Origin of the sequence: Pseudomonas sp. Irchel s3a10, assembly GCF_900187525.1 — a bacterium.
Lineage (GTDB): Bacteria > Pseudomonadota > Gammaproteobacteria > Pseudomonadales > Pseudomonadaceae > Aquipseudomonas > Aquipseudomonas koreensis_G.
This window is the reverse complement of the sequence record NZ_FYDR01000002.1, coordinates 791077-815305: the sequence shown is the minus strand read 5'-3', so window position 1 is coordinate 815305 and position 24229 is coordinate 791077. Positions and strand designations below refer to the sequence as shown.

Annotated in this window: 19 protein-coding genes; 6 read left to right on the top strand and 13 right to left on the bottom strand. The window is 56.0% G+C overall.

From position 1 onward, the window contains the following. Positions 1-176: 176 nt before the first annotated feature. The 3 genes from CKW11_RS09275 to CKW11_RS09265 form a co-directional block, all read right to left on the bottom strand. Complete coding sequence (locus CKW11_RS09275; protein WP_095137273.1) at positions 177-1355, bottom strand: DegT/DnrJ/EryC1/StrS aminotransferase family protein; 1179 nt, start codon at positions 1353-1355, stop codon at positions 177-179. Positions 1356-1447: 92 nt separating this feature from the next. Further along, on the bottom strand, positions 1448-2074 hold the full coding sequence (locus CKW11_RS09270) for an acetyltransferase (RefSeq protein WP_095137272.1): 627 nt from the start codon (positions 2072-2074) through the stop codon (positions 1448-1450). Continuing rightward, entirely contained in the window at positions 2071-2667 is a 597-nt protein-coding gene (locus tag CKW11_RS09265; protein WP_095137271.1) for a sugar transferase, read from the bottom strand. Before CKW11_RS09265 ends, CKW11_RS09270 begins: the two co-directional genes overlap by 4 nt. 791 nt (positions 2668-3458) lie before the next feature. Between CKW11_RS09265 and CKW11_RS09260 the strand changes: the two genes are divergently transcribed. The 6 genes from CKW11_RS09260 to CKW11_RS09235 are packed head-to-tail and all read left to right on the top strand — an operon-like array spanning position 3459 to position 11640. Next, the gene (locus CKW11_RS09260) at positions 3459-4880 is read left to right on the top strand and encodes an oligosaccharide flippase family protein (protein ID WP_095137270.1); all 1422 of its coding nucleotides are present in this window, start codon (positions 3459-3461) and stop codon (positions 4878-4880) included. Further along, complete coding sequence (locus tag CKW11_RS09255; protein ID WP_095137269.1) at positions 4880-6202, top strand: O-antigen ligase; 1323 nt, start codon at positions 4880-4882, stop codon at positions 6200-6202. The genes CKW11_RS09260 and CKW11_RS09255 overlap by 1 nt, the downstream gene beginning before the upstream one ends. A gap of 18 nt (positions 6203-6220) precedes the next feature. Continuing rightward, the gene (asnB, locus tag CKW11_RS09250; RefSeq protein ID WP_095137268.1) at positions 6221-8146 is read left to right on the top strand and encodes an asparagine synthase (glutamine-hydrolyzing); all 1926 of its coding nucleotides are present in this window, start codon (positions 6221-6223) and stop codon (positions 8144-8146) included. After that, positions 8143-9471 carry a nucleotide sugar dehydrogenase gene (locus tag CKW11_RS09245; RefSeq protein WP_243753571.1) on the top strand — a complete coding sequence of 443 codons (1329 nt, stop codon included), beginning with the start codon at positions 8143-8145 and terminating at the stop codon, positions 9469-9471. The genes asnB and CKW11_RS09245 overlap by 4 nt, the downstream gene beginning before the upstream one ends. Positions 9472-9482: 11 nt before the next feature. Continuing rightward, positions 9483-10523, top strand: coding sequence for an NAD-dependent epimerase/dehydratase family protein (locus CKW11_RS09240; RefSeq protein WP_095137266.1), 1041 nt, complete (start codon positions 9483-9485; stop codon positions 10521-10523). After that, positions 10516-11640 carry a glycosyltransferase family 4 protein gene (locus CKW11_RS09235; protein WP_095137265.1) on the top strand — a complete coding sequence of 375 codons (1125 nt, stop codon included), beginning with the start codon at positions 10516-10518 and terminating at the stop codon, positions 11638-11640. The genes CKW11_RS09240 and CKW11_RS09235 overlap by 8 nt, the downstream gene beginning before the upstream one ends. Positions 11641-11735: 95 nt before the next feature. Here CKW11_RS09235 and CKW11_RS09230 read toward each other — a convergent pair whose 3' ends face one another. The 10 genes from CKW11_RS09230 to gyrA form a co-directional block, all read right to left on the bottom strand. Then, positions 11736-11909: a LapA family protein gene (locus CKW11_RS09230; RefSeq protein ID WP_253150466.1), complete on the bottom strand. Its 174-nt coding sequence runs from the start codon at positions 11907-11909 to the stop codon at positions 11736-11738. Positions 11910-12007: 98 nt separating this feature from the next. Further along, positions 12008-12295: an integration host factor subunit beta gene (ihfB, locus tag CKW11_RS09225; protein ID WP_068587689.1), complete on the bottom strand. Its 288-nt coding sequence runs from the start codon at positions 12293-12295 to the stop codon at positions 12008-12010. 151 nt (positions 12296-12446) lie between these two features. After that, positions 12447-12725, bottom strand: coding sequence for a hypothetical protein (locus CKW11_RS09220; protein WP_027612423.1), 279 nt, complete (start codon positions 12723-12725; stop codon positions 12447-12449). Positions 12726-12924: 199 nt separating this feature from the next. Next, positions 12925-14610 (bottom strand): 30S ribosomal protein S1, encoded by a 1686-nt coding sequence (gene rpsA / locus CKW11_RS09215; protein WP_027612422.1) that lies wholly within the window; start codon positions 14608-14610, stop codon positions 12925-12927. A 119-nt stretch (positions 14611-14729) separates the two neighbouring features. Then, the gene (gene cmk, locus CKW11_RS09210; RefSeq protein ID WP_007963625.1) at positions 14730-15419 is read right to left on the bottom strand and encodes a (d)CMP kinase; all 690 of its coding nucleotides are present in this window, start codon (positions 15417-15419) and stop codon (positions 14730-14732) included. Then, a complete protein-coding gene (locus tag CKW11_RS09205; protein ID WP_256582039.1) occupies positions 15416-17623 on the bottom strand; it encodes a bifunctional prephenate dehydrogenase/3-phosphoshikimate 1-carboxyvinyltransferase in 2208 nt (735 codons plus the stop codon). The genes cmk and CKW11_RS09205 overlap by 4 nt, the downstream gene beginning before the upstream one ends. A 28-nt stretch (positions 17624-17651) precedes the next feature. Further along, entirely contained in the window at positions 17652-18764 is a 1113-nt protein-coding gene (gene hisC, locus CKW11_RS09200) for a histidinol-phosphate transaminase (protein WP_095137263.1), read from the bottom strand. A 13-nt stretch (positions 18765-18777) separates the two neighbouring features. Further along, a complete protein-coding gene (gene pheA / locus CKW11_RS09195; RefSeq protein WP_003226907.1) occupies positions 18778-19872 on the bottom strand; it encodes a prephenate dehydratase in 1095 nt (364 codons plus the stop codon). Beyond that, a complete protein-coding gene (gene serC / locus CKW11_RS09190; protein ID WP_095137262.1) occupies positions 19872-20957 on the bottom strand; it encodes a 3-phosphoserine/phosphohydroxythreonine transaminase in 1086 nt (361 codons plus the stop codon). Before serC ends, pheA begins: the two co-directional genes overlap by 1 nt. Before the next feature lie 221 nt (positions 20958-21178). Then, the gene (gyrA, locus tag CKW11_RS09185) at positions 21179-23833 is read right to left on the bottom strand and encodes a DNA gyrase subunit A (RefSeq protein WP_027612418.1); all 2655 of its coding nucleotides are present in this window, start codon (positions 23831-23833) and stop codon (positions 21179-21181) included. Between the last annotated feature and the right edge of the window lie 396 nt (positions 23834-24229).

The window sequence follows — 24229 nt, the reverse complement described above, 5'->3', positions numbered from 1 at the left end:
TCTCTAGCTGATCCTGAACCTGCAGACTCACTGGTCAAAGTCATCAGACAAACAGGGCGACACAGGCTTTATCGCCTGATGTTCGCCCCACTTCGAATCAACATCCTTTCAATACACTCTTGCTCTAGACGATTACAGCAATTCCAATATTCGCCAGAAACAAATGCGCGGCAAATTCACTTGGCTTGCGCTTCTTCCATTACATCGCGCAATACCTGACAGGTTTTTTCAATCTCATCGTCTGTCAATGTAGGATGCACCAGGAACATCAAGCTGGTTTCACCCAACTCCTTCGCAACTTTCAGACGCTGCTCGGGTCGCCATGGAGTATTATCGAATGCTTTCTCCAAATAAACTTCTGAGCATGAACCTGAGAAGCACGGCACGCCGCGACTGGAGATCTCATTGATAATTCGATCTCTGTCCCAACCAGCTTTCAGAGTATCTGGCTTGACAAATACGTAGCACTTGTAAGCCGCGTGTGAAATATCCTCAGTAGTTGACGGTACGCGTAAACCTTTGAGTCGAGCAGCGGTATCCCAAATCTTCCTGGCATTCGACAAGCGCGACTCTTGCCACTCTGGCATACGCTTGAGCTGAATTCGCCCCAATACCCCTTGCACTTCCAACATTCGCCAATTGGTACCGAAACTCTCATGCACCCAGCGGAAACCAGGCGCGTGATCGCGCTCGTAGACTGCTTCCCAACTTTTACCGTGATCCTTATAAGCCCACATGGCCGCCCACAAATCATGATCGTTGGTAGTGACCATCCCGCCCTCGCCACCCGTCGTCATGATCTTGTCCTGGCAAAAAGACCATGCGCCAATGTGACCAATCGAGCCGACAGGGCGCCCTTTGTATTTTGCCCCATGGGCCTGGGCACAGTCCTCGATCACCTTGAGAGAATGTTTCTCTGCCAGGGCCATGATTGGATCCATATCACAAGGCCAACCCGCGAGGTGTACACATACGATTGCCCGCGTCCTCGGCGTCAGAACAGCTGAAATGGTATCGGCGGTGATGTTTTGCGAATCCTGATCCACGTCAGCGAAAACAGGGGTTGCGCCAGCATTGACAATACTGGAGACCGACGCGAGAAAGGTTCGGGACGTCACGATAACTTCGTCTCCGCCGCCAATATTCAATACCTTGAAAGCAAGATCCAGCGCGACAGTACCGTTGGTCAGGGCGATAGCATGGCGTGTGCCACTCCAGACTGCGAACTCCCTCTCGAACTCTCGGCACTCTTGCCCAGTCCAGTAGTTGACTTTATTGGAAAGAATTACATCACGCACGGCATTGGCCTCTTCTTCAGTAAAAGAAGGCCATGGAGAAAAGGGAGAGTTCAGCACAGTCCATACCCATTAATTTCAAGATGAAAATTCAGTGGAATCAATTTCTTGCATCTCATGCGACTAAGCAATCCAGCATAGTCGATCTGGGTTCAGGCAGTCTTGATTGCCTTCGCAGGCACACCTACGACAATCACACCATCAGGGACATTGTTCACCACTGACGCGCCAGAACCCACTACCACATCGCAACCTATCGTAATCAATTGCTTGACACTTGCGCCAATACCGACCCAGCTACGGTCTCCAACGCTCACGGCTCCTGCAAGCCTGGCCCCTGGACTGACGTGGACAGTGTCACCCAGAATGCAATCATGGTCGACACTGCAGCCGGTGTTGAGGATCGCGCCCCGGCCGATTTTCGCGTCAGCATTGACCACCGCCCCCGCAAAAATCACAGAGCCTGGCCCAATGGAGCTGTATTGACTTACAAATGCCATCGGATGAATCAATGACACAATAGGAGCATCTATATCGCTCAGCGATGCGAGCTTCGTACTGCGGACAGCGTTATTGCCGATGGCGACGATAACACCTTGATATTCATGAAAGCGGGCAAGAAGTGCGGCAGAATCGCCAACCACATGCCAAACACCATTGTGCACACGACCTGGCCAGCCGTCATCATAAAAGTCAACTTGATCCCAGCCACTGCACTGAGCAGTATCAGCTACCACCTTGCCATGACCACTCGCTCCAAGTACCGCCAGCTTTTTCAAGATTTGTTACCTGTAAATTTTGACATCGTCACATCGTCAGCTGCGCTGATCCCTTCCTTGATGACAACTTTCTTTACCGTCAAGAACAGGATCTTCACGTCAAGCAGAAACGAGCGATTGTCAACGTACCAGGTATCCAGCTTGAATTTTTCTTCCCAGCTCAGCGCGTTACGACCATTAATTTGCGCCCACCCCGTTACGCCCGGACGAACCTCGTGCCGACGACCTTGCTCTGGACTGTAGAGGGGGAGATATTCCATCAATAGCGGGCGAGGACCAACGAGACTCATATCGCCCTTGAGGACATTCCACAACTCAGGCAATTCATCCAGGCTCGTGGCACGCAGGAAGCTGCCGAAGGGAGTCATCCGCTCGGAGTCCGCAAGTGGAACACCGTTGGCGTCCACGGCATCGCGCATTGTGCGAAATTTGACCATTTCAAATGGTTTGCCATCCAGACCGGGACGTACCTGTCTGAAGAGGACTGGTGAGCCCAGTTTTTTGCGGATGTGCCAGGCAACGATAGCCATCACAGGTGCCAAGATTACGAGAGCACAAAAAGACGCACTGATATCGATGAACCGCTTGAACATTTATTGACCTGAATGAATGTAATTAACGCAGGGGATCAATGATGCAGTGCCCTGCAAGAGAAAGGGAGAGCAACCACTGAACAGTATATTCCGTCTACCATTGCAAATCGCCATCTAAATCAAAAATACAAATGGAGATATCGTTTTTTCACCCTTTCGTCTGATAAATTTTATGATTTGAGCGGCCGTCGACAGTAGCCAAAAATGAAGGCAGTTAGCCACGACGGCAGCGAACATTGATCCATCAAGGCATTCATCATTGACTTTCGTAATCATTCGCCACCACTAAGCTGTACGGTTGAGAATGATGGCAAAGGGCAAAAATCTTGACACTCCCCCTTAACCCATCAAGCAATGAACAAGTACACAGGATCACGATTACAGCCACCGCCCATAACAGTCCCGCCCTCAATGCACATAACCGCGATTTACGCAAGCACCAAGGCTCAAATGCTGTCAATTGGATTTGCTCGACAGCTTTATTTTCACAGCACAATCCCGGACGGATCTTTTTTCAACCATGGAGCCAGAAGCCACACACCCTCGCTTGCCTCAGGATACTTGCCAGAGCCGCTCCATACAGTATCATTCCGTGCCCTGCATCCATGACGCCAACAGCCAAGGCCTGGCTCGCATTTCCGCGCAACCGCGCCATCGAACGATGACCGGATGCTTCGCACATAGATGAGAGGGTTAAAGGAAATCGATTCTCGCGCACCACAGATCACAACACACCTTGCGATCCAGACCGGAACGTTGAGAACCTTACATATTGAGAACAGGGAGATGGAATGAACAGTTGGCTGAAAAAATCTCTCGCGCTTTACTCAGCCAATGGCTTGAATTTTATATTAAACATTCTGATCATCCCAATCCTTGTCTACTACATCGGTTTTCAAGGATATGGTTTTTACTCTGTTTATATCATTCTTTCGAGCACCCTGTTATTTCTGGACTCGGCACTTTCCAAGTCGACGGTAAGCGCAATTCATTCGGCAAAAAAAGTGGATGCTACCCGCGTCGTTAACGCTTCCCGAGTGGCGTACATCACGGCCGGCTTTCTCATGCTTGTGGCAAGCCCACTTATTGCCAACGGAATTTCCTTGCTATTTCCGCTTCGGACAGACAGCCTGAATCTAGCTTACTGGATTGGTATCGCCGCGGTAGTGGAATATGTACTCGCACTGCCGGGCCAGTATTTTCAAATGCTGAATGTTCTGCGAGCTCGACATTTTGTATATGCACAATATCAATTGTGCATCCAGCTAAGTCGCTTTGTTACAGTTGCGGTCGTTGCCGCCACTACCCAACAGATAGAATGGGTGCTTGCTGCCGTCGTACTGAGAAAGATTCCCGACTATCTGATTTTGTGGCTTTTTTGGCGGCGCCAACAGGCCGAACTTCATGCACCGGCACAATGGCCAATGGTCATAACCCTGTTCCGTCAAGCATCTCCTATTGTCGGACTAGCATTGCTGCAGGTCCTTGGAACTGAGTTCATCTCCATATATGTGAGCCACGCCTACGGCGCCGAAACACTCGGTAAATACCGATCGGTCTACGATGTCCTGAATAAAATTTGGTTTGTCGCCACTCTTTATCCCGTTCTGATTTATCCGAAAATTTGTGAGTGGCTGGCAGATCGCGACAAAAGGGTCTGGCTTAAAAACACTGTTTTGTACCTGAATCTGGGCAGCGCGCTCTTCTACGGTCTCCTCACCCTTTGCGGCATCGCGCTCTATCCAGTGCTCGCTCAGTGGGTTCCTGCATTGCAGGATGCAGCGCCCTTTGCAGCAGGATTACTGGCCGGCATATGTATGTCTGGACACGTTCGACTCGGATATGAATTTCTACAGGCCCAAAGAGACGCCGGTACGGCACTTTTGGTCAATCTACTGTCAATTGGGGCGGGCGCCGCAGTGTTATTTGCACTCTACGGCCATGCAACCAAAGAAATTGGCTGGGCATGGTTCGTCTCACAACTGCTGGCGGTCGTTATCGTAGACATTCGAAACTGTATACTCTTGTCCAACCCAATCAAGAAATCCGTCACCGGTCTGCTACCCTGGCTCGGAGTAACTGCAGGTGTTTTCTGGACTTGTTCAGGCTACAACAGCATGGCGAACACGCTGACTACCCTATTCCTTATTGGAGCTTTTATGGTCGGGATGATCGCTTTGGCAAAACAGGTACGTGATTTGAGGCAGATATAATGCGAACTCTGAACTACATCTCGATCGGCGCCGCGTTAGTCGTCTTTGCCTCTGTAGCAACTGCCTTGCGCTTCGCGAACCTTCCCGTCGGGCTTGGTGAGCTCGTAGTCGTTTTACTGACGCTATGGGCTTTGCGATACAAGCACGCATTGAGATACCTGAAACACCCCATAATGATGTTCTGGGCAGGGTTCATCGCAATCGCAGGAATGGCTGCACTCCTCAGCCCCCTGCAAGGTGCTGCCAGTGCACACACTGCCGTGGCTTATTTATACGTCGCATGCTTTTCACTTATGGCTCTGGCCTTTATGGATCAGGCCTCGCAGCAAGAATTCGATAGTTTTATCAAAGCACTTGGCGTAGTCCCCGCCCTATTACTGACCGTACCGTTTATTTGCTTCCTGACGGACTCATACGAGTTGGCCAGATTTATCGGGATAAACACCGACTACCCTTCGCGCCTGTCCGCGTGGTCCACGAACCCCAACCAGCTCGCATTACTTCTGCTGCCTATCCCGATCTGGCTGATGGCAGTACATCGCAACTCGAACTGGCAGGGACTGCGCTGGCTACGTAATCTTCTTTTACTGTCGGCTTTTTTCTTTCTGGGAATATGCGTACGAAGCGACGCACTACTGCTTGCCTGGACGATTGGCCTGCCATTGCTGGCAATCGTGACCGCACTTTGGGCGAAGCGGGTAAATTGGAAGTTATTGTTCACGATGTTATGCGCCTTCGTTTTGGCGTTCGGCTCCTTCAAATTCATAATCGACGGACCGGGACGGGAAAAACTCTTGGCGGTCGAAGCCTCGATTGTTAGCACGGTATCGTCCGTGTTCAGCACTCCGACCCAAAATACAGCCGCCCCGCATGTCAGCAAAAAGGTAACTGCGCCAGGCAAGTCGGACTCGGTAATCGGTGTTGGCTTTGACGAAAACAAGGGTAGTGTTCGCAAGACTCTGTGGATCCATGCGACAGAAGCATGGCTTCAATCCCCCCTGATAGGTCATGGCCCCGGCGCTTTCTCTTACCTTAATGACCCGAAGGTCAAGGAGGAAGCTCATAACCTGGCCTTCGACATGCTTACTCAGGTTGGCATTGCAGGCGTCCTGTTATTTGCGGCTTTGTACCTCTGGCTGATCGTCAGAGCGTATCAGGCCAAAGATCCATATTCACTGACGGTACTTATCGTATTGATGCTTTTTTCGGGGGCACACTTCATGCTCCGACAGCCCATATTCAGCCTCTACCTGATTGTCTGTGCGCTAGCGGTCAAAAACGGAAGTTTCACCACTCTGCGCGATAAGCCTTCAACCATTTGATTACAATGAGATTGCTCCATGTGCGGTATTGCAGGGTTCTGGCACCCTAACAGCCAAGGCAGGTATGACGGGGCGGCAGCCCTGACCCGCATGAACAACACCATCTTACATCGCGGCCCGGATGACGCAGGAGCCTGGAACAACGGCGCAGGCCTGTTCCTCGGTCACCGCCGTCTTGCGATTGTGGACCTCAGTTCCGCCGGCCATCAGCCCATGACATCCCCAACCGGGCGCTATGTCATAGTTTTCAATGGCGAGATATACAACTTTCAGGCGCTACGCAAATCCCTCGACGCGCTGCATACGAGCCCACTACCGTGGCGCGGTCATTCTGACACCGAAGTCATGCTGGCGGCATTTGAACACTGGGGTATCACTGAAACCCTCCGCCAACTGGTGGGCATGTTTGCAATCGCCGTATGGGACCGAAGCCGCGAAACCCTTACACTGGCCCGCGACCGGATTGGCGAGAAGCCTCTTTACTATGGGGTGAAAAACGGCGCATTGCTGTTCGCCTCAGAGCTGCAGGCACTGAATGCGCACCCAAGTTTTGACGCGCAAGTGTCACGCGACAGCTTGGCGCTGCTATTGAAGTTCGCATACGTTCCAGCTCCGCACTCCATTTATGATGGCGTGCACAAGCTGCCTCCGGGCACCTGGATCGAGATCGACCGTGATGCCGTGGAAAACGGCATGCTGGGTGAGCCACAAAAATACTGGGAGCTGCCTGCCCAAACCGGCGCACCTCTATCGGACGCTGATGCCATCGATCAACTTCATGAACTGATGCGCACAACCATACGCGATCAAATGGTTGCAGACGTTCCCCTCGGCGCATTCCTCTCCGGGGGGATCGATTCGACCCTGATCGTCAGCCTGATGCAGTCGCTGTCGACGCAAAAAGTAAAGACCTTCACCATCGGCTTTGACAATCCCGGGTACAACGAGGCCGAGCATGCGAAAGCAGTGGCTCGCCACCTTGGCACTGACCATACCGAACTGTATGTGACTGGTGCGGATGCTCTGAACGTAGTACCGAAACTACCGGATATCTATGGCGAACCCTTTGCAGACTCATCGCAGATACCGACTTATCTCGTATCTCAACTAGCGCGCAGTCACGTGACGGTAAGCCTGTCGGGCGATGCGGGCGATGAGCTTTTCGGCGGATACAATCGTTATCAATTTCTGCCAAAAGTCTGGCAAAAGCTGAATCGAATCCCAGGACCGGTACGCAAGCTTGCCTCTCGAATGATCGAGACTGCGTCGCCAAACCGTTGGGACAACATTGCAAGCGGGCTAAATCCTTTTATTCCCGCAAACCTGCGTGTTCGCTTGCCTGGCGACAAGCTTCACAAACTCGCAGGTGTCATGCGACACGACACTGCCAGCGAAATGTACAATCATGTGGTTTCGCAATGGCAAAACGCTTCCGACGTCGTTATCGGATCGAGCCTTTCCCCTATAGCGCGCTTTGAGAGCGGAGATTTCGCCTCGTGGATGATGCGCCAGGACACTTTGACCTACCTTCCGGACGATATCCTGGCCAAAGTTGATCGCGCAGCAATGGCTGTGAGCCTGGAAACTCGCGTACCATTTCTCGATCATAGAATCGTCGAGTTTGCTTCAACATTGCCAATGTCGCTTAAAATTCGCGATGGCAACACCAAGTGGATCCTGCGTCAGTTACTCTACCAGTATGTTCCACGCGAACTCATCGAGCGCCCTAAAATGGGCTTCGGTATTCCACTGCACGATTGGCTTCGCGGCCCGCTGCGCGACTGGGCCGAGTCTCTGCTGGATCCACAACGTCTTGCTCGCGAGGGATATTTCATTCCTGAAGCGATCCGTGCCGTATGGGAAAGACACCTCCGAGGGCAGGGAAATTTCCAGCAACAACTTTGGCCTGTGCTGATGTTCCAGGCCTGGCTCGATCGGAAATGAGTCAACTGAATCAAGAACCTATTATCAGAGGAAAAAAATCCATGTATCTGAGAAAGATATCGGTGGTCGGGTTGGGCTATGTTGGCCTGCCTGTAGCTGTAGCGTTCGGCAAAAAACACCCGGTAATCGGTTTTGATATCAACGAAAGCCGACTGCGCGAGCTTCGATCAGGACAGGATCGTACCAATGAAATCACCAGCGAGGAGCTTGCACAAACTCAAATCGAGTTTACGAGCAAGACCGATGTTCTCGCAAAGGCGGATTTCCACATCGTCGCAGTACCGACACCGATTGATGAAGCACACCAGCCGGATCTGACTCCGGTAGTGAAAGCTTCCGAGACAGTTGGCAAGGCGTTGAAGAAAGGCGACATCGTTGTCTACGAGTCGACCGTCTATCCCGGCGTCACCGAAGATATTTGCGTCCCGATTCTGGAGCGCGTTTCCGGCCTGAAATGCGGCACGGACTTCACTGTCGGATACAGCCCGGAACGCATCAACCCTGGCGACAAAGAACATACGTTCACCAAAATCATGAAGGTGGTTTCCGGCCAGGATATCGCCACCCTTGATATTGTCGCCGATGTGTACAGCTCGGTAGTGGTCGCGGGTGTATATAAAGCCGCATCCATCAAGGTTGCCGAAGCAGCCAAGGTTATCGAGAATACTCAACGCGACTTGAATATCGCATTGATGAACGAACTCGCACTCATCTTCGATCGCATGGGCATTGATACTCTCGATGTTCTGGAAGCCGCCGGCACCAAATGGAACTTCCTGAAGTTCAAACCGGGTCTGGTGGGAGGTCACTGTATCGGTGTAGACCCATACTACCTGACACACAAAGCCGAAAAGCTTGGCTACATTCCACAGGTTATTCTGGCCGGTCGACGCATCAACGACGGCATGGGCGCTTATATCGCCCAGCAGACAATCAAGCAGATGATTCACGCCGGTCACACCATTGCCGGCGCCAAAGTTACCGTGCTTGGCCTGACGTTCAAAGAGAACTGCCCGGACCTGCGCAACTCCCGCGTCATCGACATCATTCGTGAACTCGAAGAGTTCGGCGTAAATGTTCAGGTCGTTGACCCGGAAGCAGAGGCCTCCGAAGCCGAACATGAATATGGCGTCAAACTGATTGATATCAACGAGCTGGAACCCGCAGCAGCTATCGTCGTTGCAGTGGCGCATGACGCCTATGCACGCTGGAGCAGCGAGCAGTTCTTGAGCCTGATGCACACCGCACCTGTCGTCATCGACGTCAAAGGCGTATGCGACGGATCAGCCCTTGAAAGTGCGGGCGCCCGTTTCTGGCGTCTATAAAGGAGATTGGCATGAGCGCTTACGAAACACTGCGTCAAGACCTGGAAAAGTCACCTCGAACCTGGCTGATTACTGGCGTAGCCGGCTTCATCGGCTCGAACCTGCTTGAGGCACTACTCCATCTGAATCAGCGTGTTATCGGCCTGGATAACTTCGAAACCGGTCATCAACGTAACCTGGACTTGGTGAAACAAGCCGTTCCAGCACAAGCGTGGTCGAAATTCGAGTTCGTGCACGGCGACATCCGCAAGCCAGAAGACTGCCAGAAGGCCCTTTCGGGTGATGTCGACTACGTTCTGCACCAAGCAGCGCTGGGCAGCGTACCTCGCTCGCTTGAAGACCCTGCTCGAACCAACAGCACGAATATCGATGGCTTCCTGAATATGCTGGTCGCCAGCCGTGATGCCGGCGTCAAGCGATTCGTCTATGCCGCATCCAGCTCTACCTACGGCGATCACCCTGATTTGCCCAAGGTAGAGGACCGGATTGGCCGCCCGTTGTCCCCTTATGCCGTGACCAAGTACGTAAACGAGCTGTACGCGGACGTTTTTGCACGCTGCTACGGCTTGCAGTCCATTGGCCTGCGATACTTCAACGTATTCGGACCAAGGCAGGATCCGGACGGCGCCTATGCGGCAGTAATTCCGAAGTGGTTTGGCGCACTCCTGCGAGATGAAACCATTCACATTAATGGTGATGGCGAGACCAGCCGCGATTTTTGCTTTATTGCCAACACGGTTCAAGCGAATTTGCTGGCTGCAACCACTCAAAATGCCGATGCGATCAATCAGGTTTACAACGTTGCCGTAGGTGACCGGACCACCCTGAATGAGCTGTTCTATAACATCCGCGAACTTGCCACCGTAGCCAGAGCTGAACTCAAGGACATTGAGCCCTCTTATCGCGACTTCAGAGCCGCTGACGTTCGTCACTCCCAGGCTGACATCAGTAAAGCGCAAACATTACTCGGTTACGCTCCGACGCATCGTATCGCCGATGGACTGAAGAGTTCTGCGGACTACTACACGACCCATGTAGGCAAGCATGTCTAAAATTGTTGTCATCGCCGGGCTCGCCGAGTCGTTGATTCGGTTTCGTGGAGATCTTCTGGATGCAATGCGAGCGAATGGTCATGAAATCGCTGCCATTGCGCCAGAAGAGGATGATTCTGTTCGCCAGCGTCTGGCTGAAAAGGGCATCGCATACCATGTCGTTCCCATGGCACGCGCAGGGCTGAACCCATTGGCGGATTTGCGTTACCTGCTGCATTTGAGCCGGTGCCTGCGCAAAATCAAACCCGATGTGGTGCTCGCTTACACGATCAAGCCGGTGGTATATGGATTGCTTGCGGCGCGGCTGACGCGCGTCAAGCGAAGCTATGCGTTGATAACCGGATTGGGCTACGCATTCACGGATGTCAGCTCGAGTTTCAGTCGCGCTGTTGTGAATCGCGTCGCCTCAGGCCTGTACCGGTTTGGGCTACGTTTCGCGGATGGCTTATTCTTTCAGAACCCTGATGATCGGCAGCTGTTCATCGATCAGAGGCTTGTGAAGTCAGGCCTTCCGATCTGGATCGTAAATGGATCGGGAGTCGACACTGCGAGCTTCGCTGTCGCTCCCCTGCCCTCTCAACCGAGCTTTCTGTTCGTTGGGAGACTGCTGCGTGACAAAGGTATCAATGAGTATGTAGAGGCCGCTCGTACACTCAAACCGATCTACCCTGAGGCAACCTTTCACATTGTCGGCCCACTTGATTCCAACCCTTCTGGAATTAACGCAGCTGCGGTATCTGGATGGGAGCAAGAGGGAATTATCCAATACCACGGCTCCGTCAGCGATGTGCGACCGTATCTGGCGCAATGCAGCGTGTTTGTTTTGCCTTCCTATCGTGAAGGCACGCCTCGCTCTGTACTCGAAGCCATGTCCAGTGGAAGGGCCATTGTCACGACAGACGCCCCTGGATGTCGTGAAACGGTTCAGAACGGGATTAATGGGATGCTTGTCAGACCTCGCGACGCCGTCGATCTGGCGAAAGCGATGAAATGCCTGGCAGAGTCGGGGGAGTTACGCGCACAGATGGGCGAAACAAGCCGCGCCATTGCGCAAGAGAAATATGACGTTCACCGCGTAAATGCCTTCATGCTTGAAAAAATGCAGTTACAACACTAGCCAAATGCGGCCCGGCGTACGGAAAGGTTGTACGCCGGCGCCGCAAAGCTGGTGTGGGCTGCAACATTCCGAACTCTGTCACATCCAGGATCGGGCTACCCCCTCCCCGACCCAGCTTTATGGCGCCTGTACAGCATCAAGCTCAACAGAGGTCCGATCGCCAAGCCGACCAACAGCGCCGTCAATACATACATCGAGACAGCCCACGGCGGAGTAGACCAGCCCAGGAATGTCAGAGAAACCGGTTGCTGATTCTCAAGCGAAAACATCAAGGTAGCGACCACCGCTACCAATAAAAGTAAAACCAAAATAAATCTTTTCACTCTATGCACAGCACCTTCCCTCACGTGCATTACAGGGCGTATCCCTATTCTTCATCCTCGTTTACCCGATCTCTAAGCTCTTTGCCTGGCTTGAAATGCGGAACAAATTTACCGTCCAGACTGACTGACTGGCCAGTCTTCGGATTGCGACCGACACGCGGGGCACGATAGTGCAGAGAAAAGCTGCCAAACCCACGGATCTCGATGCGATCACCGGTAGCCAGGCACTGGGACATTTGTTCAAGCATGGTCTTGATGGCCAGCTCCACATCCTTTGATGAGAGTAGCCCTTGATGGGTGACAATTCGTTCGATCAACTCCGACTTCGTCATATTTTTCCCTTCTTTTTCAAGCAGCTAGATCAGCGCTTGAAAGGTTTTAGCACGCCCGGAAGATTTTGAACAGCCCAGGGATTGACATATCTTCCTTGGCGCCGAAACGCCTTTTTTCAGTGCACAAAAGCACAAGCCGAGCAGTAAACACTCATCGACACATGACCAGCATGGTTCGAGTGACGTAGCCTGCGGGATTGAAGCCAAACGGATATTCATCTTCATCCTTGGCCTGATCAGATCGGGTGATTACCCTATAACCTGCCCCCTTGCACTCCTTCGCTGCGCGCTTCTGGCATTTCTCCCACCCCGAACCCAGACCAGAGCAGTCGATCTCGATACCGCTGACGCCACGCACGGCATGCGTCTTGGCACTTGTGGTGCAGCCAGCCAATACCAACACCGCAATCAATACAATAAATCTGTTCATCCACTTCCTTATGCCAGGCTACGCCCGACTACTGCACGACTAATACCCAGCTTAGTCGCGAATAGGCGATTGATCCGATTAAAGAAACAGACAACCCGCTGAAGGGATTGGTTTCACCCCCCCCCCCCAACCGTACCGCACAAATCGCAGGCACAAAAAAGGGCGACCGAAGTCGCCCTTTTTCATGATCAAGCAGAACTTAGTTCTGTTTGGCCATTGCTTGACGCAGCAGTGCCGCCATAGTGGTGTCAGCTGCTTCGCCTTCCGGAGCTGCTTTCAGGCTCTGGATGGCTTCTTTCTCTTCAGCATCGTCTTTCGACTTGATCGAGAGCTGGATTACGCGGCTCTTGCGATCAACGCTGATGATCTTGGCTTCAACTTCCTGGCCTTCTTTCAGAACGTTGCGCGCGTCTTCAACGCGATCACGGCTGATTTCGGAGGCTTTCAGGGTTGCTTCGATGTCGTCGGCCAGAACGATGATGGCGCCTTTGGCGTCAACTTCTTTCACGGTACCGGTCACGATAGCGCCCTTGTCGTTAACCGAGACGTACTCGGAGAACGGATCGCTTTCCAGTTGCTTGATGCCCAGGGAGATGCGCTCGCGCTCTGGGTCAACCGACAGGATGACGGTGTCCAGCTCGTCGCCCTTCTTGAAACGACGTACGGCTTCTTCGCCCACTTCGTTCCAGGAGATGTCGGACAGGTGAACCAGACCGTCGATGCCGCCGTCCAGACCAATGAAGATACCGAAATCGGTGATCGACTTGATGGTGCCGGAGATCTTGTCGCCCTTGTTGAACTGGCCAGAGAAGTCTTCCCATGGGTTCGACTTGCACTGCTTGATGCCCAGGGAGATACGACGACGCTCTTCGTCGATGTCCAGAACCATGACTTCCACTTCGTCGCCGACTTGTACGACTTTCGAAGGGTGGATGTTCTTGTTGGTCCAGTCCATTTCCGAAACGTGTACCAGACCTTCAACGCCTTCTTCCAGCTCAGCGAAGCAGCCGTAGTCGGTCAGGTTGGTTACACGAGCGGTAACACGAGTGCCTTCTGGGTAACGGGCTTTGATAGCAACCCATGGATCTTCGCCCAGTTGCTTCAGGCCCAGGGAAACACGGTTGCGTTCGCGATCGTATTTCAGAACCTTGACGTCGATTTCGTCACCAACGTTGACGATTTCGGAAGGATGCTTGATACGCTTCCACGCCATGTCGGTGATGTGCAGCAGGCCGTCCACGCCACCCAGATCGACGAATGCGCCGTAATCGGTGAGGTTTTTGACGATACCTTTGACTTGCTGGCCTTCCTGCAGGGATTCCAGCAGAGCTTCACGCTCGGCGGAGTTCTCGGCTTCCAGGACGCTGCGACGGGAAACGACAACGTTGTTGCGCTTCTGGTCCAGCTTGATGACCTTGAATTCCAGCTCTTTGCCTTCCAGGTGCGTGGTGTCGCGCACTGGACGGACGTCAACCAGGGAACCTGGCAGGAACGCACGGATGCCGTTAACGTCGACAGTGAAGCCGCCTTTAACCTTACCGTTGATAACGCCCTTGACCACTTCCTCAGCTGCGAAGGCTGCTTCCAGAACGATCCAGCATTCAGCGCGCTTGGCTTTTTCACGGGACAGCTTGGTTTCACCGAAACCGTCTTCAACCGAATCCAGAGCAACGTGAACTTCGTCACCGACATTGATAGTCAGGTCACCAGCATCGTTGTAGAACTGTTCCAGCGGGATGAGTGCTTCAGACTTCAGGCCAGCGTGAACGGTTACCCAGCGAGCCTGGTAATCGATATCAACGATAACACCGGTGATGATGGAGCCTGCCTGAAGGTTCAGGGTCTTTAGGCTTTCTTCAAAGAGTTCCGCAAAGCTTTCGCTCATTTTAATTCCTGTAGATGAGGGCGAAGAATACGCCCATCTCCACACCCCAGACGGCGTGGGTTAGTTTCATTTAAAAGAAGCGCTGCAGGACTATGACTGGTCCCCTGCGGCCTTCTTGGTCACCCGGCGATATCGCGAATGGCGATCTCGCTCATGATGCGTTCAAGCACCTGATCGATGGACAACTCCGTTGAATCCAGCTGGATCGCATCAGCCGCCGGCTTGAGCGGGGCTACTGCGCGCTGGGTATCACGCTCGTCGCGTGCACGGATCTCATCTAGCAGACTCGACAGACTAACATCCTCGCCTTTGCCCTTCAACTGCAAATATCGGCGGCGCGCCCGTTCCTCGGCGCTGGCGGTCAGGAAGATCTTCAATGGCGCATCAGGAAAAACTACCGTGCCCATGTCGCGACCATCAGCCACCAGGCCCGGCGCTTCCTGAAAAGCACGCTGGCGCTGCAGCAGCGCCTCGCGCACGGCCGGCAACGCAGCCACTTGGGACGCGCCGGCACCGACGCTTTCAGTACGGATGACATCGCTGACTTCATCACCCTCAAGGATGATGCGCTGCAGTTGACCTTCGGTCGCCGCGATGAATTGCACATCCAGATGAGCGGCCAGTTTCTTCAGCAACTCTTCATTGGTCAGGTCGACACCATGGTTGTGCGCAGCAAACGCCAGCAGGCGATACAGCGCACCGGAATCCAGCAGGTTCCAGCCCAGACGCTTGGCCAGAATACCGGCGACCGTGCCCTTGCCCGAACCGCTAGGCCCATCGATGGTGATGACCGGTGCAATGTTTTTCACGACTGAGCCTCTTGAGCCACACGAATGCCGACCTGCGCGCACAATGCGAGGAAGTTCGGGAACGACGTCGCGACGTTGGCACAATCATGGATGCGGATTGGTGCAGTGGCGCGCAGCGAGGCAACGCTGAAGGCCATGGCGATACGGTGATCGCCGTGACCATGCACTTCGCCGCCACCGATCTGTCCGCCATCGATGATGATACCGTCCGGCGTCGGTTGGCACTTGACGCCCAGCGCCAGCAAGCCGTCCGCCATCACTTGAATGCGATCCGATTCCTTGACGCGCAGCTCTTCAGCACCGGTCAACACGGTGCGACCTTCGGCACAGGCCGCTGCCACGAACAGCACCGGGAATTCGTCGATGGCCAGTGGCACCAGCGCTTCCGGAATCTCGATACCCTTGAGTTTAGCAGCGCGCACGCGCAGGTCAGCCACTGGCTCGCCGCCAACTTCACGCTGGTTTTCCAGAGTGATGTCCGCGCCCATCAGACGCAGTATGTCGATAACGCCGGTACGGGTCGGGTTGATGCCAACGTGCTCCAGCACCAGCTCGGAACCTTCGGCGATCGACGCCGCCACCAGGAAGAACGCCGACGACGAGATGTCGCCCGGCACTTCGATGTGGGTAGCGGTCAGCTTGCCGCCGGACTCGACCGATGCGGTGGCGCCATCGACGCTTACCGGGTAACCGAAACCGCGCAGCATGCGCTCGGTGTGGTCACGGGTCGGGGCCGGCTCGGTCACGGTGGTCTTGCCTTCCGCGTACAGACCCGCCAGCAGCAGGCAGGACTTCACCTGCGCACTGGCCATCGGCATGGTGTAGGTCAGACCCTTGAGCTTGTGCCCGCCACGAATGGTCATCGGCGGACGACCTTCGGCAGCGGTTTCGATCACGGCGCCCATTTCACGCAGCGGATTGGCCACGCGATTCATCGGACGCTTGGACAGCGACGCATCGCCGGTCAGGGTGCTGTCGAAGTTCTGCGCCGCCAGCAGGCCGGACAACAGGCGCATCGAGGTGCCGGAGTTGCCCAGATAGATCGGACCCGGCGCTGGCTTCAGGCCGTGCAGGCCGACGCCGTGAATGGTCACACGACCGTGGTGCGGGCCTTCGATGACCACGCCCATGTCGCGAAATGCCTGCAAGGTCGCCAGGGCATCTTCGCCCTCGAGGAAACCTTCAACCTCGGTCACGCCTTCGGCCAGCGAGCCGAGCATGATCGAACGGTGGGAAATCGATTTGTCACCTGGTACGCGAATCCGACCGGACAGGCGGCCACCAGGTTGAGCCAGGAAAATCAGATCGTTGGAATTCATAGCGTCCACATAGGCCCTGCGGGCCAGGATTTTACTGAAATGCTCGCGGGCAACCCGGGCGCGCGTAAAGACGCCCAACAATTGGTGCCCATCCCCTGCATCGACCGCGTCGCGCAAGGCGTCGAGGTCGCTGCGAAATGTATCGAGTGTGCGCAGGACAGCCTCGCGGTTGGCGAGAAAGATGTCGTGCCACATCACCGGGTCGCTTCCGGCGATTCTTGTGAAATCGCGGAAACCGCCCGCAGCGTAACGGAAGATCTCAAGGTTTTCATTGCGTTTGGCCAACGAGTCAACCAGACCGAAGGCCAGCAGGTGCGGCAGATGACTGGTCGCAGCCAGCACTTCGTCGTGGCGCTCGACCTGCATGTGCTCGACGTCGGCACCCAGTTCGCGCCACAGACGATCGACCACCGCCAGTGCCGCCGGATCGGTTTGCTCGAGCGGCGTCAGAATCACCTTGTGCCGACGGAACAGCTCGGCATTCGAGGCTTCCACCCCGCTCTGCTCGGAACCCGCAATCGGATGGCCCGGGACGAAACGCGCCGGCATGCCGCCGAACGCCTCGGTCGCCGCACGCACCACATTGCCTTTGGCGCTGCCGACATCGGTCAAAATCGCCTGGCCCAGATCAACACTCGCCAGACGCGCGAGCACTTTCTCCATGGCCAGGATCGGCACCGCCAGCTGAATCACGTCGGCGCCCTGACACGCAGCGATCAGGTCATCCTCACAACGATCCACCACCCCCAACTCGACCGCCAGCTTGCGCGATTGCGGGTCGAGATCGACCCCGACCACTTCGCGGCACACACCGCTTTCACGCAAGCCTTTGGCAAACGAACCACCGATCAATCCCAGACCGACCACCACCAGGCGACCGATCATAGGTGCAGCAGATTGCAGAGCAGTGACATCACCCACGAGCCAGAACCTTACGCAGCGCTTCGAGGAAGCGGCTGTTTTCCGCCGGCAGACCGATGGTCACCCGCAGGTGGTTCGGCATGCCGTAATTGGCCACCGGACGCACGATCACGCCTTCGCGCAGCAAGCCCTGAAAAATCGGCGCAGCTACCTGACCGAGATCGACGCAGATGAAATTGCCCTTGGACTCGATCCAGCTCAGACCCAACTCACGGAAACCTGCCTGCAACTGCTGCATGCCGGATTCGTTGAGCTGACGGCTTTGCGCCAGATACTCCTCGTCTTTCAGCGCCGCACAGGCCGCGGCCAAGGCCAGGCTGTTGACGTTGAATGGTTGGCGCACACGATTGAGCACATCCGCCACCACCGCAGTCGACAGGCCATAACCGACGCGCAGCGCTGCCAGGCCATAGGCCTTGGAGAAGGTGCGCGATACCAGCAGATTCGGGTACGCCGCGAGGAAATCCAGACCGTCCGGCAGATCACTGCCTTCGGCGTACTCGATGTACGCTTCGTCCAGCACCACCAGCACGTGCTCCGGCACATCCTGCAGGAACTCGTCCAGCGCTTCGGCGCCGAACCAGGTACCGGTCGGGTTGTTTGGATTGGCGATGAATACCACACGGGTGTTGGCATCGATGGCTGCGAGCATCGCAGGCAAGTCGTGCCCCCAGTCCTTGGCCGGAACCACTTTGGCCTGCGCACCGACAGCCTGGGTGGCGATCGGGTAGACAGCGAACGCGTGCTCACTGAACACGGCGTTCAGGCCCGGCGCCAGATAGGCGCGCGCCACCAGCTCAAGAATATCGTTGGAGCCGTTGCCCAGGGTCACCTGATTCAGCTCGACGCGGCACTGCTCGGCCAGCAGCGATTTCAGCGCAAAGCCGTTGCCGTCCGGATAACGGGTCAGCTCGGCCAGCTCTTCGCGAATCGCTGCCAGCGCTTTCGGGCTGGCGCCCAACGGGTTTTCATTGCTCGCCAGTTTGACGATTTTCGCCGGATCCAGATCCAGCTCGCGCGCCAGTTCGTCCACAGGCTTGCCCGGAACGTACGGCGAAAGTTGTTGCACGCCCGGCTGTGCCAGAGCGAGGAAGTTGCCACTCATTTGCTACCGCCCCTTAGAGAACTGCTTTCGGGTAGGAACCCAGCACTTTGAGTGCTACTGCTTCCTGACTGATCTTTTCCAGCACACCTTTGATCAGCGGATCACGGTGGTGGCCGACGAAGTCGATGAAGAACACGTAGGTCCATTTGCCGCTGCGCGACGGACGGGTTTCGATCCGGGTCAGGTCGATCCCGTTGTCATGGAACGGCACCAGCAGTTCATGCAGCGCGCCAGGCTTGTTGCTCATCGAGACGATGATCGAAGTCTTGTCGTCGCCGGTCGGCGGCACTTCCTGGTTACCGATCATCAGGAAGCGCGTCGAGTTGTCCGGACGGTCTTCGATCTTCTCGGCCAGACGCGTCAGACCATACAAGCCTGCGGCCATGTCGCCGGCAATCGCCGCCGAATTCCACTCACCCTTGACCCGCTTCGCCGCTTCGGCATTGCTCGACACTGCCACGCGCTCGACATTCGGGTAATGCGCGTCCAGCCACTTGCGGCACTGGGCCAGCGATTGGGCGTGGGAGTAGATGCGACTGATGCTGTCGGTCTTGGTGTTTTCACCGACCAACAGGTGATGGTGAATGCGCAGCTCGACTTCGCCACAGATCACCATGTCGTGTTCAAGGAAGCTGTCGAGGGTGTGGTTGACCGCGCCTTCGGTGGAGTTTTCCACCGGCACCACGCCAAAGTTCACCGCACCCGCCGCGACTTCACGGAACACTTCGTCGATTGCCGCCATCGGCTTGCTGATCACCGCGTGGCCGAAGTGCTTCATGGCCGCCGCCTGGGTGAAAGTGCCCTCAGGGCCGAGGTAAGCCACTTTCAGCGGCTGCTCGAGTGCCAGGCAAGAGGACATGATTTCGCGGAACAACCGCGCCATCTCTTCGTTGCCCAACGGCCCCTGATTGCGCTCCATCACCCGCTTGAGCACCTGAGCTTCACGCTCGGGACGATAGAACACCGGCACTTCGCCTTCGGCCAGCGAGGCCATCTTTACTCGCGCAACTTCCTGGGCGCAGCGGGCACGCTCGCTGATCAGCTCCAGGACCTTGCTGTCCAGAGCGTCGATGCGAACGCGCAGTGCCTTGAGTTCTTGCTCGGACATCAGCCGTGTTCCTTCTCGAATTCAGCCATGTACGCCACCAGCGCATTAACGGCGTTGATGTCGACGGCGTTGTAGATGGAGGCGCGCATCCCGCCCACGGAGCGGTGGCCCTTGAGGTTGAGCAGGCCGCGTTCGTCGGCACCGGCGAGGAACGGCTTGTCCAGGCGATCGTCAGCCAGACGGAATGGCACGTTCATCCACGAGCGGTCCGACTTGTTGATCGGGTTGCTGTAGAGGCCGCTGGCGTCGATGAAGTCGTACAGCGTGCGCTGCTTGACGTCATTCAGTTTGGCGATCGCTTCGACGCCGCCCTGCTCTTTCAGCCACTGGAACACCAGACCGGAGAGGTACCAGGCCAGGGTCGGCGGGGTGTTGTACATAGAACCGTTATCGGCCGCGACCTTGTAGTCGAGCATGGTCGGGCACAGCGCGCGAGCCTTGCCCAGCAAGTCTTCGCGAATGATATTGACGACGATGCCGCTCGGGCCGATGTTCTTCTGTGCGCCGGCGTAGATCATGCCGAAACGCGAGATATCGACCGGACGCGAGAGGATGTCCGAAGACATGTCGGCCACCAGCGGCACATCACCGGTTTCCGGGATCCACTGGAATTCCAGGCCGCCGATGGTTTCGTTCGGCGCGTAGTGAACGTAAGCGGCGTCTTTCGACAGGTTCCACTCGTTCTGGCCCGGAATGGCGAAATAGTCGTAAGGCTTGGCGGTGGCAGCAACATTGACGTGGCCGTAGCGCGAAGCTTCTTCGATAGCTTTCTGCGACCAGATACCGGTGTCGATGTAGTCGGCGCTGCCGCCTTCAGGCATCAGGTTCAGCGGGATCTGCGCAAACTGCTGGCTGGCGCCACCCTGCAGGAACAGCACTTTATAGTTCGACGGGATATTCAGCAGGTCACGCAGGTCCTGCTCGGCCTGGGTGGCGATGGACACGAACTCATCACTGCGATGGCTCATTTCCATGACCGACAGACCCTTGCCGTGCCAATCAAGGAGTTCACCCTGGGCACGCTGCAGGACAGCTTCAGGAAGCGCCGCAGGACCGGCACAGAAGTTATAGGCTCGCTTGCTCACATCCAATCTCGCTCTGATTTGGTGGTATCACATATCAGTCGGCGCCGATCCTGTGGGAGCGAGCTTGCTCGCGAAGGCGGACTGACATTCAACAACGATGTCGCCTGTTGCTCCGCTTTCGCGAGCAAGCTCGCTCCCACAGGGTTCGTCATGGGCGCCGATATTTCATACCGGACAAATAACAAGGGGGCGAATTTTCATCCGCCCCCTCGCTTGTCCGCTTATTCCTGCGGCTCTTCGTCAGCTGCGGCGTCGAGTTGCTGGTCCTCGGCAACGTCGTCGATCACGACATCCCCCTCGAACCCGGCACCCTCTTCACCTTCAAGCTCGTCGCCTTCGACTTCCGATGGCTCCTGAACCCGCTCCAGACCGACCAGGGTTTCGTCCTTGGCCAGTTTGATCAGGGTCACGCCCTGGGTGTTACGGCCCAGGCTCGACACTTCGTCGACACGGGTACGTACCAAGGTGCCCTGATCGGAGATCAGCATGATTTCTTCGCCGTCGAGCACCTGAACCGCACCGACCAGACGGCCGTTACGCTCGTTGCTGACCATGGCGATCACGCCCTGGCCGCCACGCTTGTACTCAGGGAACTCGGTGATCGCGGTGCGCTTGCCATAACCACGCTCGGAAGCGGTGAGGATCTGGCTGCCTTCTTCCGGGATCAGCATCGAAATCAGCTTCTGCCCTTCCGGCAGACGCATGCCGCGCACACCGCGGGCGGTACGGCCCATGGCACGCACGTCGGATTCCTTGAAGCGCGTGACCTTGCCGCCGTCGGAGAACAGCATCACTTCGCGCTCGCCATCGGTGATGGCCGCGGAGATCAGCACGTCGCCTTCGTCCAGCTCCAGCGCGATCAGACCGACGCTGCGCTGACGGCTGAAGGATTCCAGCGGAGTCTTCTTCACGGTGCCGTTGGCGGTCGCCATGAAGATGTAGTGACCTTCGGTGTATTCCTCGACCGGCAGCATGGTGGTGATGTATTCACCGTCATCCAGCGGCAGCAGGTTGACCAGCGGACGACCACGGGCGGCGCGGGACGCTTCCGGAATTTCGTAAGTCTTCAGCCAGTACACCTTGCCCTTGCTGGAGAACAGCAGCAGCGTGGTGTGACTGTTGGCCACCAGCAGGTGAGCGATATAGTCCTCATCCTTGACGCCGGTCGCCGATTTACCTTTGCCGCCACGACGCTGTGCCTGGTACGCAGCCAGCGGCTGAGTCTTGGCGTAGCCACCGTGGGAGATGGTCACGACGCGCTCTTCTTCCGGGATCATGTCGCCCAGGGTCAGGTCGAGACGCGCATCGAGAATCTCGGTGCGACGCACGTCGCCGTATTCGGCGCGGATCACTTCCAGCTCTTCGCGGATCACTTCCATCAGGCGCACGGCGCTGTTGAGGATGCGGATCAGCTCGCCGATCTGGTTGAGGATCTCTTGATACTCGGCCAGCAGCTTCTCGTGCTCCAGACCGGTCAGACGGTGCAGACGCAGTTCCAGAATGGCTTGCGCCTGTTCTGGCGACAGGAAGTACTTGCCTTCGCGCAGACCGTATTGCGGATCGAGATTTTCCGGACGGCACGAATCAGCGCCGGCACGTTCAACCATCGCGACTACGGCGCTGGATTCCCAAGGGGTGCTGACCAGTGCTTCCTTGGCTTCCGACGGAGTCGGCGACGCCTTGATCAGAGCGATCACCGGGTCGATGTTCGACAGGGCGACGGCCTGACCTTCGAGGATGTGACCACGCTCGCGGGCCTTGCGCAGTTCGAACACGGTACGGCGGGTAACCACTTCGCGACGGTGACGGACGAAGGCTTCCAGCAGATCCTTGAGGTTCAGAATCCGCGGACGGCCATCGATCAGCGCAACGATGTTGATGCCGAATACCGATTGCAGCTGGGTCTGGGCGTAGAGGTTGTTGAGGATCACCTCAGGCACTTCGCCGCGACGCAGTTCGATCACGACGCGCATACCGTCCTTGTCGGACTCGTCGCGCAGCTCGGTGATGCCTTCGAGTTTCTTCTCTTTTACCAGCTCGGCGATCTTCTCAATCAGACGCGCCTTGTTCAGCTGGTAAGGGAGTTCGGTAATGACGATCTGCTGACGGCCACCGACCTTGTCGATGTCCTCGATGATCGAACGGGCACGCATGTAAATGCGGCCGCGACCGGTGCGGTAGGCTTCGATGATGCCGGCACGACCGTTGATGATCGCGGCCGTCGGGAAGTCCGGACCGGGGATGTATTGCATCAGCTCATCGACGGTCAGCTCGGGATTGTCGATGAGGGCCAGGCAACCGTCGATGACTTCACCGAGGTTGTGCGGCGGAATGTTGGTCGCCATGCCCACGGCGATACCGCTGGAACCGTTGACCAGCAGGTTGGGGATGCGCGTCGGCATCACCGCCGGGATCATTTCGGTGCCGTCGTAGTTCGGCACCCAGTCCACGGTTTCTTTATGCAGGTCAGCCAGCAGCTCGTGCGCCAGCTTGGTCATGCGCACTTCGGTGTATCGCATGGCCGCGGCGTTGTCGCCGTCCACCGAACCGAAGTTGCCCTGACCGTCAACCAGCAGGTAGCGCAGGGAGAAAGGCTGAGCCATGCGGACGATGGTGTCGTACACCGCGGTATCACCGTGCGGGTGATACTTACCGATCACGTCACCGACAACACGGGCAGATTTCTTGTACGGCTTGTTGAAGTCGTTGCCCAGCTCGCTCATCGCGAACAGTACGCGACGGTGCACGGGCTTGAGGCCATCGCGCGCATCCGGCAGTGCACGGCCGACGATTACGCTCATCGCGTAGTCGAGGTAGGACTGTTTCAGCTCGTCTTCGATATTGACCGGGAGGATTTCTTTGGCCAGTTCGCCCATGAGAAGCCTGATTCCTTTTTCTGGTGAAACTTCGTCATGTCCATATGGGATGAACGAAGCTCGTCGGGGCAGGCTGAGTGCCATGCGCCGACTTACGACAAATCAACAAATCGAACCGTGGATTTGCGCAGTAAAGACAGCTCCGTGAAGCTGCCTCGGAAAACGCCGGATGTTATCACAAGAGCCGCCACGCACCTATCCCCCAGCTGCGCATGGAGCATAGTTAGTTGACCGATGACAGGCGTAAAGGGGACGAGAGAGGCTCAGAGCTTCTTTGAATGCAGATTTTGAGGCTGATTTGTGGATGTTTATTGACTTTTAGGGCCCCTTCGCGAGCAAGCTCGCTCCCACAATGTTCTGTGGCATGCACAAAACCTGTGGGAGCGCGAAGAGGAC

Coding starts and splice junctions, on each gene's coding strand:
- CKW11_RS09265 (WP_095137271.1), bottom strand. CDS start 2,667: ATGTTCAAGCGGTTCATCGATATCAGTGCGTCTTTTTGTGCTCTCGTA.
- CKW11_RS09260 (WP_095137270.1), top strand. CDS start 3,459: ATGAACAGTTGGCTGAAAAAATCTCTCGCGCTTTACTCAGCCAATGGC.
- CKW11_RS09255 (WP_095137269.1), top strand. CDS start 4,880: ATGCGAACTCTGAACTACATCTCGATCGGCGCCGCGTTAGTCGTCTTT.
- asnB (WP_095137268.1), top strand. CDS start 6,221: ATGTGCGGTATTGCAGGGTTCTGGCACCCTAACAGCCAAGGCAGGTAT.
- CKW11_RS09245 (WP_243753571.1), top strand. CDS start 8,143: ATGAGTCAACTGAATCAAGAACCTATTATCAGAGGAAAAAAATCCATG.
- CKW11_RS09240 (WP_095137266.1), top strand. CDS start 9,483: ATGAGCGCTTACGAAACACTGCGTCAAGACCTGGAAAAGTCACCTCGA.
- CKW11_RS09235 (WP_095137265.1), top strand. CDS start 10,516: ATGTCTAAAATTGTTGTCATCGCCGGGCTCGCCGAGTCGTTGATTCGG.
- CKW11_RS09230 (WP_253150466.1), bottom strand. CDS start 11,909: ATGTTTTCGCTTGAGAATCAGCAACCGGTTTCTCTGACATTCCTGGGC.
- ihfB (WP_068587689.1), bottom strand. CDS start 12,295: ATGACGAAGTCGGAGTTGATCGAACGAATTGTCACCCATCAAGGGCTA.
- CKW11_RS09220 (WP_027612423.1), bottom strand. CDS start 12,725: ATGAACAGATTTATTGTATTGATTGCGGTGTTGGTATTGGCTGGCTGC.
- rpsA (WP_027612422.1), bottom strand. CDS start 14,610: ATGAGCGAAAGCTTTGCGGAACTCTTTGAAGAAAGCCTAAAGACCCTG.
- CKW11_RS09205 (WP_256582039.1), bottom strand. CDS start 17,623: ATGATCGGTCGCCTGGTGGTGGTCGGTCTGGGATTGATCGGTGGTTCG.
- hisC (WP_095137263.1), bottom strand. CDS start 18,764: ATGAGTGGCAACTTCCTCGCTCTGGCACAGCCGGGCGTGCAACAACTT.
- pheA (WP_003226907.1), bottom strand. CDS start 19,872: ATGTCCGAGCAAGAACTCAAGGCACTGCGCGTTCGCATCGACGCTCTG.
- gyrA (WP_027612418.1), bottom strand. CDS start 23,833: ATGGGCGAACTGGCCAAAGAAATCCTCCCGGTCAATATCGAAGACGAG.